At 73.5% G+C, this 15,848-nt stretch carries 13 protein-coding genes; 3 read left to right on the top strand and 10 right to left on the bottom strand.

Annotated features, from left to right (window positions below):
• The 3 genes from C892_RS0118055 to C892_RS0118045 all read left to right on the top strand — a co-directional run.
• Window positions 1-1,559: lipopolysaccharide biosynthesis protein (locus tag C892_RS0118055; RefSeq protein ID WP_017558327.1), on the top strand; the 1,559-nt coding region annotated here is incomplete at its 5' end.
• 110 nt (window positions 1,560-1,669) lie between these two features.
• On the top strand, window positions 1,670-2,191 hold the full coding sequence (locus tag C892_RS0118050) for a glycosyltransferase family 28 protein (protein WP_017558326.1): 522 nt from the start codon (window positions 1,670-1,672) through the stop codon (window positions 2,189-2,191).
• The gene (locus C892_RS0118045; RefSeq protein ID WP_017558325.1) at window positions 2,188-3,684 is read left to right on the top strand and encodes a glycosyltransferase; all 1,497 of its coding nucleotides are present in this window, start codon (window positions 2,188-2,190) and stop codon (window positions 3,682-3,684) included. Before C892_RS0118050 ends, C892_RS0118045 begins: the two co-directional genes overlap by 4 nt.
• 461 nt (window positions 3,685-4,145) lie before the next feature.
• Here C892_RS0118045 and C892_RS0118040 read toward each other — a convergent pair whose 3' ends face one another.
• The 10 genes from C892_RS0118040 to glmU form a co-directional block, all read right to left on the bottom strand.
• Window positions 4,146-5,141, bottom strand: a complete 996-nt coding sequence (locus C892_RS0118040; RefSeq protein WP_394296679.1) for a glycoside hydrolase family 26 protein — start codon at window positions 5,139-5,141, stop codon at window positions 4,146-4,148.
• Between the two features lie 725 nt (window positions 5,142-5,866).
• Complete coding sequence (locus C892_RS0118030) at window positions 5,867-6,775, bottom strand: sulfotransferase family protein (protein WP_017558323.1); 909 nt, start codon at window positions 6,773-6,775, stop codon at window positions 5,867-5,869.
• Between the two features lie 114 nt (window positions 6,776-6,889).
• A complete protein-coding gene (cysN, locus tag C892_RS0118025; protein ID WP_017540696.1) occupies window positions 6,890-8,158 on the bottom strand; it encodes a sulfate adenylyltransferase subunit CysN in 1,269 nt (422 codons plus the stop codon).
• Between the two features lie 44 nt (window positions 8,159-8,202).
• Window positions 8,203-9,129 carry a sulfate adenylyltransferase subunit CysD gene (gene cysD, locus C892_RS0118020; RefSeq protein WP_017558322.1) on the bottom strand — a complete coding sequence of 309 codons (927 nt, stop codon included), beginning with the start codon at window positions 9,127-9,129 and terminating at the stop codon, window positions 8,203-8,205.
• A 52-nt stretch (window positions 9,130-9,181) separates the two neighbouring features.
• Window positions 9,182-9,973, bottom strand: a complete 792-nt coding sequence (locus C892_RS0118015; protein ID WP_017558321.1) for a 3'(2'),5'-bisphosphate nucleotidase CysQ — start codon at window positions 9,971-9,973, stop codon at window positions 9,182-9,184.
• Window positions 9,974-9,978: 5 nt separating this feature from the next.
• Window positions 9,979-11,445 carry a sugar transferase gene (locus tag C892_RS0118010; protein ID WP_017558320.1) on the bottom strand — a complete coding sequence of 489 codons (1,467 nt, stop codon included), beginning with the start codon at window positions 11,443-11,445 and terminating at the stop codon, window positions 9,979-9,981.
• A 211-nt stretch (window positions 11,446-11,656) separates the two neighbouring features.
• Window positions 11,657-12,238 carry an aminoacyl-tRNA hydrolase gene (gene pth / locus C892_RS0118005; protein ID WP_017540701.1) on the bottom strand — a complete coding sequence of 194 codons (582 nt, stop codon included), beginning with the start codon at window positions 12,236-12,238 and terminating at the stop codon, window positions 11,657-11,659.
• A 132-nt stretch (window positions 12,239-12,370) separates the two neighbouring features.
• Complete coding sequence (locus C892_RS0118000) at window positions 12,371-12,979, bottom strand: 50S ribosomal protein L25/general stress protein Ctc (protein WP_017558318.1); 609 nt, start codon at window positions 12,977-12,979, stop codon at window positions 12,371-12,373.
• A 290-nt stretch (window positions 12,980-13,269) separates the two neighbouring features.
• Window positions 13,270-14,241 carry a ribose-phosphate diphosphokinase gene (locus C892_RS0117995; protein ID WP_026124466.1) on the bottom strand — a complete coding sequence of 324 codons (972 nt, stop codon included), beginning with the start codon at window positions 14,239-14,241 and terminating at the stop codon, window positions 13,270-13,272.
• Window positions 14,242-14,267: 26 nt separating this feature from the next.
• Entirely contained in the window at window positions 14,268-15,743 is a 1,476-nt protein-coding gene (glmU, locus tag C892_RS0117990) for a bifunctional UDP-N-acetylglucosamine diphosphorylase/glucosamine-1-phosphate N-acetyltransferase GlmU (protein ID WP_017558316.1), read from the bottom strand.
• Window positions 15,744-15,848 lie beyond the last annotated feature (105 nt).

Genomic DNA, 15,848 nt, shown 5'->3' with positions numbered 1-15,848 from the left:
CCGAGCCCCCGCCCCCCCCCCGCGCCGGCGCGGGCCGGACCGGCGGGGACGCCGTGGCCCGCACCGCCCGCGGCGGGGCGCTGAACACGGCCGCGGCCGTCGCCGGGGCGGCGCTCAACCTGGCGCTGGTGGTGGCGGTGGCGCGCGGGTTCTCCCAGGACACCGCGGGGCTGCTGTTCGCCGCGACCTCGGTGTTCCTGATCGCCTCGTCGGTGGCCCAGCTGGGCACGGCCAACGGGCTGGTCTACTTCCTGGCCCGGGCGCGGGCGCTGGGCGCCTCCGGGCAGGCCGGGCGGCTGCTGCGCACGGCACTGGCCCCGGTGGCGGCGGCGTCGCTGGGCCTCGCCGCGGCCACGGCGGTGCTCGCCGAGCCGCTCGCGGAGCTGATCGGCGAACCCGACGCGGCCCTGTACCTGCGGCTCCTGGCGGTGTTCCTGCCGTTCGCCGCGGTGACCGAGGCGCTGCTGGCGGCCACCCGCGCCTACCACGACATGGCGGCCACCGCCGCCGTCGAGAAGGTCGGGCGGCCGCTGGGACAGCTGCTGCTGGTGGCCGGCGCGGCGGCGGCCGGGTCGGCGGGCCTGCTCGCGGTGGCCTGGGCCGGCCCCTACCTGCCCGCCGCCGCGGTCGCCTGGCTGTGGCTGCGCCGGGTGCTGCGCCGGGCCCCGGTGCCGCCGCCCGCGGACCGGGACGACGCGGCGCCGGCGCCCGGCCCCGTCGGCCCACGCGAGTTCTGGGGGTTCACACTGCCGCGCTCGGCGGCGCAGGTGGCCCAGATCGGGATCCAGCGCAGCGGGATCGTGCTGGTGGCCGCGGTCCAGGGGGCGGCCGCGGCCGCCGTGTTCACCGCCGGGACCCGCCTCCTGGTGGCGGGGCAGTTCGCGACGCAGGCGGTGCAGTTCGCCGCGGGCCCCCGCCTGGCCGAGATGCTCGCGCTGGAGGACAGGGAGGGCACCGCGCGGCTGTACCGGTCGGCGACAGCGTGGCTGATCTGTCTGACCTGGCCGCTCTTCCTGCCGACGGTCGTGTACGCCCCGCTGGTGATGGAGGTGTTCGGACCGGGCTATGCCACCCCGGCGGGGACAGGGGTGCTCGTCGTGGTCGCCCTCGCGCAGATGGCCTCGGCCGCGCTGGGGATGGGCGACCTGCTGCTGACCATGGCGGGGCGTACCGGTTGGAACCTGGCCAACAACCTGCTGGCACTGGCGGCCAACCTGGCGCTGTGCCTGCTGCTGATCCCGCCGCTGGGCGCGGTCGGGGCGGCCCTGGCCTGGGCCGCGGCGATCGGGGTGCGCAACCTGCTGCCGCTGGTCCAGCTGCACCGGACGGTGGGGGTGCACCCCTTCAGCCTCCGGTGGGCGGCCGCGGCGGGGGCCTGCCTGGTCTGGTTCGGCGGGGTGCCCGCGGTGTGCGCCGCCGTGTGGGGGACGACCGTGCCGTCGCTGGCGGTGGCGCTCGCGGCGGGCGGCTGCGGGTGGGCGGTGACGGTCTGGCGCCTGCGCACCCTGCTCGACCTGGACGGCCTGGTCCCCAGGCGCTGGAGGCGCGGCCGGCCCTGAGGAGGGGGCGCCCTCCGCGGTCCCGATCATGGATTTCCCCACGAAACAACACATGGCGATGAAGAAATTACTCAGAGTTATGCAATGATGTCCCCGTGCCAACCGCGTTCATGGCGCCCTCCGGGCGCGCTTCGAGTTCGACCGCCGGCGCCCCTTCCGCGAGCACCGTCCCGCCGGAGGGCGCGCCGATCCTGTTCGTGGCCTCCAGCGGCGGCCACCTCGCGCAGCTCATGGCGCTGCGCCCGTGGTGGTCGGGGCGCGCGCGCAGCTGGGTCACCTTCCGCACCCCCGACGCCGAGGCCCTGCTCAACGGCGAGGAGGTGCGGTGGGCCCACCACCCCACCACCCGGGACGTGCCCAACCTGCTGCGCAACACCGTCCTGGCGCTGCGGGTGCTCGCCGCCCGCCGCCCGGCGGCGGTGGTGAGCACCGGCGCGGGGGTCGCCCTGCCGTTCTTCGTGCTGGCCCGGCTGATGCGGGTGCCCACGGTCTACATCGAGGTCTACGACCGCATCGAGACCCCGACGCTCACGGCCCGCCTGTGCCGCCCGTTCACCCGGCTCTTCCTCGCCCAGTGGGAGGAGCAGCGATCGTTCATGCCCACCGCCATCACCGTAGGACCGCTGCTGTGACACAAGCGCCCGATTCCCCCGACGCCCCGCTCGTCCTCGTGGCCCTGGGGACCGACCACCACCCGTTCAGCCGCCTGGTGGAGTGGGCCGACGCCCTCGCCCGCGAGCGCCCCGGGGTCCGGGTCCTGGTGCAGTACGGCCGCTCCCCTGCCCCCGAGACCGCCGAGGGCGAGTCCTTCATCGCCCCCGACCGGCTGGAGGATCTCATGCGCTCGGCCGCCGCCGTGGTCACCCACGGCGGGCCCGGGACGGTCACCACCGCGCGCCGCGCCGGGCACCTGCCGCTGGCCGCGGCCCGCGACCCCGAGCTCGGCGAGCACGTCGACGACCACCAGCTGCGCTTCGTCGCCCGCCTGGACTCCTCCGGGCTGGTCCGCTCCTGCGCGACCGCCCAGCAGCTGGCCGCCGCGGTCGACAAGGCCCTGGCCCACCCCGGCGAGTTCCGCATCGGCTCCGACGCCCCCGGCGGGACCGGCGGGCAGGCCGGCGAGGCCGCCGCCCTGCGCGCCGGCGAGCTCATCGACCTGCTGGCGCCCCCGCCGCACGCCGAGCGCCCGCTGCCCGCGCTCGCCGAGGCGCCGAGCGAGTGGCCCGAGGTGTGCGCCGTGGTGCCCACCCGCGACCGGCCCGACCTGCTGCGCCGCACCCTGCGCTCGATCGCCGAGCAGGACTACCCCGGGGTGCTGCGCACCATCGTCGTCTTCGACAACGACGACCCCGACCCCGCACTGGCCTCGGACGACGCCCTGCGCCCGGTCGAAGTGGTGGTCAACGACCACAGCCCGGGCCTGGCCGGCGCCCGCAACACCGGGATCCTGGCCGCCCGGGGCGACTTCGTGGCCTTCTGCGACGACGACGACACCTGGTTCCCCGGAAAGCTCCGCTCCCAGGTGGAGGTGCTGCTCACCGACCCCGGCACCGAGATGGTCTGCTGCGGCATCCGCGTCGTCTACGACCGCACCGAGGCCGAGCGGACGCTGGACCGCACCGCCGTCACCTTCTCCGACCTGCTGGGCTCCCGGCTCACCGAACTGCACCCCTCGACCTTCCTCATCCGGCGCGCGGCGCTGGTGGACGGCTGCGGCCCGGTCAGCGAGGAGCTGCCGGGCAGCTACGCCGAGGACTACGAGCTGCTGCTGCGCATGGCCCGCCGTGCCCCCGTCCGGAACATCCCCGCGCCGGGCGTTCGGGTGCTGTGGCACCGCCGCTCGCACTTCGCCGGGCGCTGGCAGACCATCGCCACCGCGCTGCGCTGGCTGCTCGACCGCTACCCCGAGTTCCTGCTGGTGCCCAGCGGCTACGCCCGCGTCGCCGGCCAGATCGCCTTCGCCGAGGCGGCCGCGGGCCGCCGCCGGACCGCCCTGCAGTGGGCCGGACGCACGTTCCGAGCGCGCGCGCTGGAGCCGCGCACCCCGCTGGCCCTGGCGGTCGCCTGCGGCCTGCCGGCCGCCTGGGTTCTGCGCACCCTGCACCGCCACGGCAAGGGGATCTGAGAACCATCCCGACGCACTCCTGACGGGGCCTTGGTACGCCTGTGGGAGCATGCCGCGCTCTTTCGCGTCCGGCCGGAGCGGCTCCGCTGTCAGCGACCGCACGGGGGCCGTCCCAGAGGGGGCGTCCCCGCGTTCGACGGCTCTCGGGAATCCCGTGCCGGGTGCAGCGTACTCGCGACCCGTGGAGCACGGTGACCGGCATTCCGGCCGGTCAGCAGCACACCGTCAGCGCTGAAGCGCACGGTCCGCGCTCGGGGAGGCCGGCCTCTGCGCCGAGAACGACGTGCCGTTGGACGTGCAGGGCGACGAGGTGTTCGGATCCAAGGGCCGCAACGTCGGCACGATCGACGGCGACCGGCCGGCCGGCGCCCCCTGGCAGGGTCCGCCGTTCGGGGCGAAGGGCCCGACATCAGCGGCCGGCACCGACCCGGCGGGGGCGGTCGCGTCCTGCGCGGACGCCCTCACTCCTCCCGGCGGCGGCCGAGGATCTCGTCCTGCACGGTCCGCAGGTGCTCACCGGTCTGCAGGGCCTTCTCCACGATCTCCTTCACACGCTCGGGCACGGCCACGTACGGATGCCGTCCCGCCAGGGCGTACCCCCATTGCGCGTAGGCGTCCTGCCGGACCCGGAAATCACAGGTGGGAGCGGTCATCCCGTCCCACATCTTCACGGCCTTCACCCGCTCGTAGCGCTTGAGCACCTCGGGGATGTCGGCGTACCACTCGGCGGTCCCCTTGGGGTCCCCCGGGATCGGCACCGTGCCCATCTCACCGATCATCACCGGCTTGTCGGGGTCGATCCCGTGCTCGGCGCCGTTCTCCTGGATCCACTCGTAGGCCGGGCTGAGCGCGTCCTCGAAGGAGAGCACATGGTCCCAGTGCGGCATGAGCTCGCACCCGGTCATGTTGTAGGCCTCCCAGCTGATCCAGTCCACGTAGTCGTTGCCCGGCCACAGCTCCGGGAGCCGCGGCAGGTTCTTCGGCCAGCCGGTGACGTTCCAGACCCACACGGCGTTCTCCGCACCGTTCTCCCGGTACAGGTCGACGATGTGGCGCCAGGCCCGGACGAACTCCTCCGGGGTCCCGCGGGTGTGGTAGCGCTTGTTGGCGTCGGCCTCGTGGTCGAAGGTGACGAACACCGGGTACTCCAGGCCGGCGATGCGGCGCGCCTGCGCCCGCAGGGACCGGTCGAAGCGGCCGTGGATGATGTCGGAGTACTCCTGCGTCGGGTGGTCCCGCACGTTGAAGCGCTTGGCCTCGATGTTGGCGTGGATCAGCCGCCCCTCCTCGGCGAGCTCCAGCTCCTCGTCGGTGGGGATCTCCGTCTGGTCGATGCCGTTCCAGGTGTAGACGATGTCGAGCTTGCGCCCGGCCGCCTCCTCCAGCGGCTCAGGGTCGCCCTGCCAGGGGCTGGCGCCCCACCACAGGCCGCAGGAGGGCTCCATGATGTCGCTCACGTCGCACCGGGGGTCGCCCCCGGGCGGCTCGGGCGGGACCCCCGGCGACGTCGTCGGCTCCGGGGAGGGCGCCGGCGTGGGGGACGGTGTCGGCGGCTCCGGGGACGGCAGCGGCGAGGGCGACGGGCTCGGGGACGGGGACGGGGACGGGCTCGGCGAGGGCGTCGGGAGCTGCGGGATCTCCAGGCCGCCCGCCGACGGGGACGGGCTCGGTGAAGGACTCGGTGACGGGCTCGGGGACGGGCTCGGGGACGGCGTCGGCTGCTGCGGGATCTCCAGGCCGCCGGCCGACGGCGGCACGGACGGGGACGCGGACGGCGAAAGGGACGGCGACGGGGAGGCCGACGGGGACGGCACTCCCGACGGTGAAGGACGGGGGGAAGGGCTGGGCGAAGGACTCGGCGACAGGCTCGGGGACGGCGTCGGCTGCCGAGGGATCACCAGGCCTCCCGGCGGCTCCTGTGAGGCCTGGGCGGCCGGCTCGGGCGACCCCGGGGCCACGAGCCCGAAGTCCTCGAAAGCCCCCTCCTGTTCCTCGCACGACGCGGTGGCCACGAGCAATGCCGCCACCAGCGCCCCCGTCCGCAGCGCACCGGCACGCCCGCGCTCCCGCTCCACGATCGGCCCCCTCCCAGGTCACCCTGGAACCCCCTCGGGAGAACCCTGGAGTATGACAATACGCAACTGATCGACGACCAAAGGTGATCGAATCGGGCGTGTCGCTTTCAGTACCCGAATCTCCACCGAACCGGGAGGGTCAGCGCGGACACGGCGACCCGCGCCGGGGGCGCCAGCTGCGAGCGCCAGCCCACGTCGGCCCGGACCCGCACCGGACCCGAGGTCAGGCGCATCGGGTTCCCCGAGACCGTGTGCGCCGGCGACAGCTCCGCGGACCCGTCCGCCCCCAGCGGCAGCCCCTGGGCGCCGCACCCGGCGAACTCGGCGATGGCGCGCAGCTCCCCCAGCGGGTCGCTCGCGAAGTCCTCGTAGCGCACCCGGCGCGTGGGCAGCCCGCCCCGCTCCAGCGCCGCCAGCACCCCGTTCTGGGCCATCCACTGCACCGCGGTGCGGGCCGGGGAGTAGCGCGCCATGTACTGCTCGGGGCTGGTCGGGCGCGCGTCCGGCCGGGGGACCCGCTTGCCCCAGGCGTGCGCGACCGCCCGGGGGTCGCGCACGATGTGCAGCAGCCGCATCCGGGCGCCGTAGCGCAGCCGCAGGCAGGCCGCCAGCGAGGCGTGCTTGCTGGAGTCGACCACGGTGGCGCACCCGCTGACCGCCGCCACCGCCCGGTAGAGCCGGTCGTAGAAGGCGGTGTAGCGGGCCGCGCGGGCGGCCAGGTCCGGCGGCGGGTCGTCGGAGAGCAGGGCGGGCACGAACCGGGTCCGGTCCACCGCCGCCTTGAGCTCCAGCACCTCGGCGGCGTCGACCCGGTCCCAGCCGCCGAACGCCTCCCGGCCCACCCGCACCCAGAACGGGCAGCGGCCGAAGGGCTCACCGCACCCGCACACCTCGTCGTCCACGAGGCTGCGCCGCCACATGTGCACGACCTCGCCCATCGAGCACACGCCGGGCACCTCCCCCAGCAGCCGCTCGATGAGCGTGGAACCGGAACGGCCGATCCCCCCGACGAACACCAGACGAAATCCGCTCACGGGGCGCAACCTTAGTACGACGCGTCACGCCGCGCTCGCTTTCCGTGATTTGCGCAGGTGGTTCGGGTGCCGCCCGGGAGGCGCGGCGGTTCCGGATCAGTCGGCGTCGATCACCATGCCCGCGCCGACGGTGGCGTTGGTGCCCTCGTCGACCAGGATGAACCCGCCGGTGATGCGGTTGCGCTTGTACTCGTCCACGAACAGGGGCTGGGCCGCGCGCAGCGCCACCCGCCCGATCTCGTTGAGCGAGAGCTCCCCCGCGTCCTCGTCCCGGCTCAGGGTGTTGACGTCCAGCCGGTAGAGCAGCTCGCCGACCTTCACCTTGGCGGTGCGCGTGGTGTGCTTGAGCAGCAGCTTCGAGTTCGGGGTGAGCGTGCGCGACTCCGACATCCAGCAGACCATCGCCTGCAGGTCCCGCGCCTGGGCGGGGCGGTTGTTGGGGCGGCAGATCATGTCGCCCCGGGAGACGTCGATGTCGTCCTCCAGCAGCACCGTCACCGACTGCGGGGTGAAGGCCTCCTCCAGGTCGCCGTCGGCGGTGACGATGCGCGAGACGCGCGTGGAGATGCCGGAGGGCAGGTGGACGACCTCGTCGCCGCGGCGCAGCACCCCGCCGGCCATCTGCCCGGCGTAGCCGCGGTAGTCGTGCAGCTCGGGGTCGTCGGCCTTGTGCGGGCGCACCACGTACTGGACCGGGAACCGCGCGTCGATGAGGTTGCGGTCCGAGGCGATGTGCACGTTCTCCAGGTGGTGCAGCAGCGAGGTGCCCTCGTACCAGGGCATCTCCATGGAGCGCTCGACCACGTTGTCGCCGTGCAGCGCCGAGATGGGGATGAACGCCAGGTCGGTGACGTCCAGCTTGGCGGCGAAGTCGGTGAACTCGGCGCGGATCTGCTCGAACCGCTCCTGGGAGTAGTCCACCAGGTCCATCTTGTTGACCGCCACCACCAGGTGCGGCACCTGCAGCAGGGTCGCCAGGAAGGCGTGCCGGCGGCTCTGCTCCTGCAGCCCCTTGCGGGCGTCGACCAGGATCACCGCCAGGTCGGCCGTGGAGGCGCCGGTGACCATGTTGCGGGTGTACTGGATGTGCCCGGGGGTGTCGGCGATGATGAAGGTGCGCCGGGGGGTGGCGAAGTACCGGTAGGCGACGTCGATGGTGATGCCCTGCTCGCGCTCGGCGCGCAGGCCGTCGGTGAGCAGCGCCAGGTTGGTCTGCTCCTCGCCCCGGCCGCGGCTGGTGCGCTCCACCGAGTCGAGCTGGTCCTCGAAGATGGACTTGGAGTCGTAGAGCAGGCGGCCGATGAGGGTGCTCTTGCCGTCGTCGACGGACCCGGCCGTGGCGAACCGCAGGATGTCGTTGGTCATGGTGCGCGCATTCCTCGGGAAGGGTTCGGTGCGGGTGGGGCCGGTCAGAAGTAGCCTTCGCGCTTGCGGTCCTCCATGGCCGCCTCGCTGGCGCGGTCGTCGGCGCGGGTCTGTCCGCGCTCGGTGATGCGCGTCGCGGCGATCTCGGCGATGATGTCGTCGATCTCGGTGGCGGTGGAGCGGACCGCTCCGGTGCAGGTCATGTCGCCGACCGTGCGGTAGCGCACGGTCGCCTCGAAGACCTCTTCGCCCTCGTCGCGGTTGATGAAGGGGCCGTCGGCGAGCAGGATGCCGTCGCGCTCGAAGACCGGGCGCCGGTGCGCGTGGTAGATGGAGGGCAGCTCCAGCTGCTCGCGCCGGATGTAGTCCCACACGTCCAGCTCGGTCCAGTTGGAGATGGGGAAGACCCGGATGTGCTCGCCGCGGTCGATCCGGGTGTTGAACAGGTTCCACAGCTCGGGGCGCTGGGCCTTGGGGTCCCACTGGCCGAACTCGTCCCGGAAGGAGAAGACGCGCTCCTTGGCGCGGGCCTTCTCCTCGTCCCGGCGGGCCCCGCCGAAGGCCGCGTCGAAACCGTGCTCCTCGATGGCCTCCAGCAGGGCGGCGGTCTGCAGCCGGTTGCGGCTGGCCCAGCGCCCGGTGGGCTCGGTGACCTTGCCCTGGTCGATCTGGTCCTGGACGGAGGCCACGACCAGCTCCATCCCGGCCTGGGCCAGGCGGCGGTCGCGGAACTCCATCACCTCGGGGAAGTTGTGCCCGGTGTCGACGTGCATCACCGGGAAGGGCACCCGGCCGGGCCAGAACGCCTTCTCGGCCAGGCGGAGCAGCACGAGGGAGTCCTTGCCGCCGGAGAAGAGCAGGACCGGGCGCTCGAACTCGGCGGCGACCTCGCGCATGATGAAGACGGCCTCGGCTTCGAGGTGGTCCAGTTGGGAGAGCCGGTACCGTCCAAGCTCCGCTGCCGTGCCCATGTCCTGCGCCTCGCTCCCGTGAAGTCCGACGGCGGACCGCGGCCCGGCCGGCCTAACCGGCCGCCTGGGGGCCCGCCCCGTCCAGATCCGCCACGTCGCGGATGCTCCCCAACAACATACCCGACAATTCCGGTCGACATACAAGGATATCTGGCAGCGACGGGTCGAGCGCGTTGTACTCCAGGGCGGAGCCGTCGATCCGGGAGGCGTGCAGCCCGGCCGCGTGCGCCACGGCGACCGGCGCCGCGCTGTCCCACTCGAACTGGCCGCCGGCGTGCACGTACAGGTCGGCCATGCCCAGCAGCACCGCGCAGATCTTGGCCCCCGCCGACCCCATCGGCAGGATCTCCGCGCCCAGCGCGGTGGCCATCTTCTGCACGAACTCCGGGGGCCGCGAGCGGCTGGCGGTGATCCGCAGCCGCTGGCCGCTGGGCCGCTCGCCGGGCAGCCACGGCGGCTCGGCGGTGGAGAGCGTGGACCCCTGGGCGGGCAGCGCCACCGCCCCGGCGGCCAGCCGCCCGTTCTCCCACAGGGCCACGTGCACGGCCCAGTCGGTCCGGCCCGCCTCGGCGAACTCCCGGGTCCCGTCCAGCGGGTCGATGATCCACACCCGCCGCGCGCTCAGCCGTGCCGGATCGTCCACCCCCTCCTCCGAGAGCACCGCGTCGCTGGGGCGCAGCCGCCCCAGCGCGGAGAAGAGGAACTCGTGCGATGTACGGTCGCCCAGGGTGCGCAGGACGTCGGGCTCCTCGAACCCGTGCCGGGCGCGCAGCCGGAGCAGCTGCTGCCCCGCCTCGCCCGCCAGGTCCCGTGCGACTTCATGATCGTTTCGGATGCTGCTCACCGGCCTCAGTACGCTCCCGCTCCGCGGATCACCGCTGACCACGTCTTCCAGAGAATCTGCACGTCCAGGGTCAGCGACCAGTTTTCCACGTAACGCAGGTCCAAGCGGACCGATTCCTCCCAGGAGAGGTCGGAACGCCCGCTCACCTGCCACAGACCGGTCATCCCCGGTTTCACCACCAGCCGCCTGCGCACGTCGCGCCCGTAGCGCGCGACCTCCTCGGGAAGCGGCGGCCGCGGCCCGACCAGCGACATCTCGCCGCGCACCACGTTGACGAGCTGGGGAAGCTCGTCCAGGGAGTAGCGGCGCAGCCAGGCCCCGACCGACGTCACGCGGGGGTCCGCGCGCATCTTGAACAGCACACCGTCGTGCTCGTTGGCGCCGAGCAGACCGCCCTTCATCTCCTCGGCCGCCGGAACCATGGTACGGAACTTCACCAGAGGGAAGCGGACCCCGTCCTTGCCCACGCGCGTCTGGCGGAAGAAGACCGGTCCGCCGTCCCCGGCCCGGATCGCCACCGCCAGCACCGCGAACAGCGGGGACAGCAGCAGCAGCGCCGCCCCTGCGGCGACCCGGTCGAACAGCCCCTTGACCACCCGGCGGGCGCCCTCCAGCTCGGGGTGCTCCACGTGCAGCAGCGGCAGTCCGGCCACCGCGCGGATCGTGGTGCGCGGCCCGGCCACCTCCATCAGCGCCGGGGCCACGGTCAGGTCGGTTCCGCACTTCTCCAGCGCCCAGGCCAGCCGGCGCAGCTCGATGCCGTCCATCTCCGGACAGGCCAGCACCGCCACCGCCTCGGCGCCCACCGCCTCGGCCGCCTCGGCCGCGTCCCGGAAGCCGCCGAGCACCGGCACCCCGTCGACCGCGTCCGGCCCGGCGCCCGAGCGCCCGTCGGGCAGGCACGCCCCCACCACCCGCATGCCGTGGTAGGGCTCGCGGCGCAGCTGGCGCACCAGCCCGGCGGCGGCCTCGCGGTGGCCCACCACGACCACCCCGCCCATGCACCGCCCGGCGCGGCGCATCCGGTGCAGCCGCTTGCGCCAGCCGTAGCGCAGCACCAGCGCCGCCGCCACCGTGGCCGGCAGCGCCACCAGGACGTACCCGCGGGCCAGGGCGGGCACCGCGGCGAACCCGGCGATGGCCACGGCCGCCGTCAGCACCACCCCGGCGGCCAGCACCCGGCGGAACTCCTCGGTGCCCACCCCCAGGAAGCGGCGGGCATAGCCCCCGGCCAGGGCGGCCGAGACCACCCACAGCACCGGCAGGGCCAGCGACAGCCCGGCGTGCGCCGCGGCGGCGGGCGTGTGCACCTCCCCCTGGAAGTGCAGCTGGTGGGTGACGGTTCCGGCCGTTCCGGCCGCCGCGGCGTCCAGCGCCACCAGGCCGCGGGTGTACCCGCGCACCCAGGCGGCCGGGGCGCGTTCGACCCTGCGCTCACCGGCCCCGCTGCGCACGTCGAGGGCCACCGCCATAGTCCCCTCCCCTCGCGACGGCCGCGCCGCCGACCGTGGATCCGGCCGAACCGGACCGGCGTGAGCGGGGTATCGGCAGGCGCGAAATCTCTTCCCTGATGGGCCAACAGTAGCCAAGAGTGTTCATTCAGTCGCGTGACGTGACCTAATCGGGTAAAGAAAAAACCCGGCCCGGGGCCGGGTCCTTTCCGCCGGAGCGACGGGGCGCCGCTCAGGCGGAGGTGTGGAAAGTGTTCTGGGCCCGCTCCAGGCCCTCGGCCACGACCGCCTCCACGGCGTCGGCGGCGCGGTCCACCTCCAGGGGCAGGTCCTTGCGCTCGGTGGAGGAGAAGTCCTTGAGCACGTAGGCCGCCGGGTCCATGCGCCCCGGCGGGCGCCCCACGCCCACCCGCACGCGCAGGTAGTCGGGGCCGGAGAGGGACGAGGTGAGCGACCGCAGCCCGTTGTGGCCGCCGGCGCCGCCGCCCCGCTTGAGCTTGAGCGCCCCGAAGGCGATGTCCATGTCGTCGTGGACGACGACGATCCGCTCCATCGGGACCTTGTAGAACCGGCTCAGCCCGACCACCGGGCCGCCGGAGAGGTTCATGTAGCTGCGCGGCTTGGCGAGCACCGCGGGCACGCCCGCCAGGCGCCCCTCGGCCACGTCGGCGTGGGCCTTGTGCGCCTTCCAGCGGTGGCCGCCGCGCTCGGCGAGCTCGTCCACCACCATGAAGCCCACGTTGTGCCGGTTCCCGGCGTACTTGGGACCGGGGTTGCCCAGCCCCACCACCAGCCAGCGCTCGCTCTCGGCCACGCCCCGTCCCCCGTCGTCGCCCGCGCCGGACGCACCGGCGCCGGCTCCGGAAACAGCCGGTGCGCGGCCCCCGAGCAGACGCTCCAGGAGGCCGCGCACCGGACCCATGCCCATCGGTGTCGACAGGGCCGACTACTCGGCGGACTCGGAGGCGGCGGACTCGCCCTCGTCCTCGGCCCCGCCCTCGGACTCCTCCTCGGAGGCCTGGTCGGCGGAGACCGAGGCGACCCAGGCCTCGGGGTCGGTGACCAGCTCCACACCGGCCGGCAGCGTGATCTGGCCGGCGGTGATGTGGGAGCCGTCCTCCATGCCCTGCACCGAGAACTCGACGCCCTCGGGGATGCGGGTGGCATCGGCGGCGACCTCGATGGTGGACAGGTCCTGGTAGACCGAGGCGCCGTGGGCGACATCGCCGGTCAGGTTGACCGCGATCTCGACGTTGACCTTCTCGCCCTTCTTGACCACGAGCAGGTCGACGTGCTCAAGGAAGCCCTTGATCGGGTCGCGCTGCACGCTCTTGGGCAGGACCAGGTTCTCCCGGCCCTCGACCCCGTCGACGCGCAGCAGCGCGTTCGGGGTCTTGAGCGCGAGCATCAGGTCGTGGCCCGGAAGGGTGATGTGGCGGGGCTCGGTGCCGTGGCCGTAGAGGACGGCCGGCACCTTACCCGCGCGGCGGGCGCGGCGTGCGGCGCCCTTGCCGAATTCCGTGCGCGGCTCGGCAGCGATGCGTACCTCGGACACGACAAAACTCCTCGGAGGTTCGTCCCCGCAGGATGCGGGGAACACGACTTCTCTGAAACGACTCCCGCGGGACACGGGAGAACTGCACGGGATCGGTCCCGCAGGCAGGCGGAGACGCCGAAGCGCGCCGCGCCCGGGCACGGCGACCACGCGGCATCGGCCCGGTGGCCGCAGTGGAACCCCGCGGACACGGGGACACGGGGACACTCGGTCCAGTCTAATGCCTCGTCCGACGTCTTCCGTACACGCCGGTACCCGGGGAGGGGCCGGCCCTCCCCGGGCCGGGCCGGTCAGCCCTCGAAGAGGCTGGTGACCGACCCGTCGCTGAACACCTCGTTGATCGCCCTGGCCAGAAGCGGCGCGATCGACAGCTGGGTCAGCTTGTCGAAGGCGCGCTCCTTGGGCACCGGGAGCGAGTTGGTGATGACCACCTCGGAGATGCGCGAGTTCTGCAGCCGTTCGGCGGCCGGGCCGCTGAGCACGCCGTGCGTGGCGGCGGCGATGACGTTGCTGGCGCCCTGCTCGTACAGGGCGTCGGCCGCCTTGACGATGGTGCCGGCGGTGTCGATCATGTCGTCGACCAGGATGCAGGTGCGGCCCTTGACCTCGCCGACGACCTCGTGCACCTTCACCTCGTTGGCGACCTCGGGGTCGCGCCGCTTGTGGATGATGGCCAGCGGCAGGCCCAGGCGGTCGGCCCAGCGGTCGGCGGTGCGCACCCGGCCGGCGTCCGGCGAGACCACGGTGGCCTCGGTGCTGTCCACCCGGCCCTTGATGTAGTCGGCCAGCAGCGGCAGCGCGAACAGGTGGTCCACCGGTCCGTTGAAGAAGCCCTGGATCTGGTCGGTGTGCAGGTCGACCGCCATGAGCCGGTTCGCCCCCGCGGTGGCGAACAGGTCGGTCATCAGGCGGGCGGTGATCGGCTCGCGGCCCAGGTGCTTCTTGTCCTGGCGGGCGTAGCCCAGGAAGGGCGTGATCACCGTGATGCGCTTGGCCGAGGCCCGCTTGAGCGCGTCCACCATGATGAGCTGCTCCATGATGGACTCGTTGATCGGGTCGGAGTGGCACTGGAGCACGAACGCGTCGCACCCGCGGGCCGATTCCAGGTAGCGGACGTACATCTCGCCGTTGGCGAAGTCCTGGAACCTCGTCGGAACCACCTGGATGCCCAGCTGCTCGGCCACTTGCTCGGCGAGCTCCGGGTGCGTGCGCCCGGAGAAGAGCATCAGCTTCTTCTGACCCGCGGCCTTAATGCCGGTCACTTCTCAGATCCCCCACAGACACTGTGTCATTCGCCTTTGCCGGCGCCTTCGTCGCGGATCTCGGCGTCCCGGAGCGCGCGCTCGGCGGCCTCGGCCGCGGCGGTCCCCGGGCGCTTCCGCTGCACCCACCCGTCGATGTTGCGCTGCGCGCCGGCGGAGACCGCCAGCGCGCCGGGCGGGACGTCTTCGCGGACCACCGTTCCGGCGCCGGTGTAGGCGCCCGGCCCCACCTCGACCGGGGCGACGAACATGTTGTCGCTTCCGGTGCGCGCGTGGTCGCCGATGGTGGTCCGGTGCTTGTCGACGCCGTCGTAGTTGACGAACACCGACGAGGCGCCGACGTTGACGCCCTCGCCGATGTCGGCATCGCCGACGTAGGTCAGATGCGGGACCTTGGAGCCGGGGCCGACGGTGGAGTTCTTCACCTCGACGAACGTGCCGGCCTTGGCGCTCTCGCGCAGCACCGCCCCAGGGCGGAGGTAGGCGAAGGGGCCGACGGTGGCGCCGGGGCCGATCTCGGCCCGCTCGGCGTAGGTCTCGCGGACCACCGCCTCCTCGCCGACCAGCGTGTCGGTGAGCGTGGTGCCCGGGCCCACCTGGGCGCCCTCGCCGACCCGGGTGGAGCCGCGCAGCCGCACCTGCGGCTCGACCACCACGTCGCGGCCCAGCTCGACCTGGACGTCGACCCAGGTGGAGGCGGGGTCGACCACGGTCGCGCCGGCGCGCATGAGGTCGCCGAGCAGGCGGTCGTTGAGCAGGCGGCGCGCCTCGGCCAGCTGCGCCCGGTCGTTGACCCCCTGGATCTCCACCCAGTCGGCGGCCGGGGCCGCGCCGACCCGGTGGCCGTCGCCGCGCAGGATCGCCACGGCGTCGGTGATGTACTCCTCGCCCTTGGCGTTGTCGGTGGACAGCCGGTGCACGACCTCGGCCAGCAGCGCCCCGTCGAAGGCGTACATGCCGGAGTTGATCTCGTCGACGGCGCGCTGCTCCTCGGTGGCGTCGGCGTGCTCGACGATCTCGGTGAAGACCCCGTCGGCGTCGCGCACCACGCGGCCGTAGCCGGCCGGGTCGGGCACCTCGGCCGAGAGCACGGTGACGGCGTTGCCGGCCGCCTCGTGCGCCTCGACCAGGCCGCTCAGGGTGGCGCCGCGCAGCAGCGGGGTGTCGCCGTAGGCCAGCACCACGGTGCCGGACAGCGAGGCGCCCTGGTCGCGGAGCTCCTCGACCGCCACGCGCACGGCGTGGCCGGTGCCGTTCTGCTCGGCCTGCACCGCGGTGGACACCTCCGGCGCGGCCTCCTTGACATAGGCGCCGACGCGCTCGCGGCCGTGGCCGACGACGACGACGGTCCGCTCGGGGCCGAGCTCGTCGGAGGCGGCCAGGACGTGGCCCAGCATGGCCCGCCCGCAGATCTCGTGCAGGACCTTGGGAATCCGGGACTTCATTCGGGTGCCCTCGCCCGCCGCGAGGACGATGACGGCAGCCGGACGGCTCACGCTCACGGGCGGAGACTCCTCATGTCGCTGGCGGTATCGGATGCGTCGTCGCGTCGACGCTGCCGGGCGGGTAGGCCCCCGCGCGGCCGACGTGACCTGTCGGCGAGGCTG

The organism is Nocardiopsis baichengensis YIM 90130 (genome assembly GCF_000341205.1).
In the GTDB taxonomy this organism is placed as follows: Bacteria; Actinomycetota; Actinomycetes; order Streptosporangiales; family Streptosporangiaceae; genus Nocardiopsis_A; species Nocardiopsis_A halophila.
This window is presented reverse-complemented; position numbering and strand designations above follow the sequence as displayed.

Bases quoted from the DNA above. Each gene is read 5' to 3' on its own strand.
- C892_RS0118050 (WP_017558326.1), top strand. From the start codon at position 1,670: ATGGCGCCCTCCGGGCGCGCTTCGAGTTCGACCGCCGGCGCCCCTTCC.
- C892_RS0118010 (WP_017558320.1), bottom strand. From the start codon at position 11,445: ATGGCGGTGGCCCTCGACGTGCGCAGCGGGGCCGGTGAGCGCAGGGTC.
- cysD (WP_017558322.1), bottom strand. From the start codon at position 9,129: ATGGGCACGGCAGCGGAGCTTGGACGGTACCGGCTCTCCCAACTGGAC.
- cysN (WP_017540696.1), bottom strand. From the start codon at position 8,158: ATGACCAACGACATCCTGCGGTTCGCCACGGCCGGGTCCGTCGACGAC.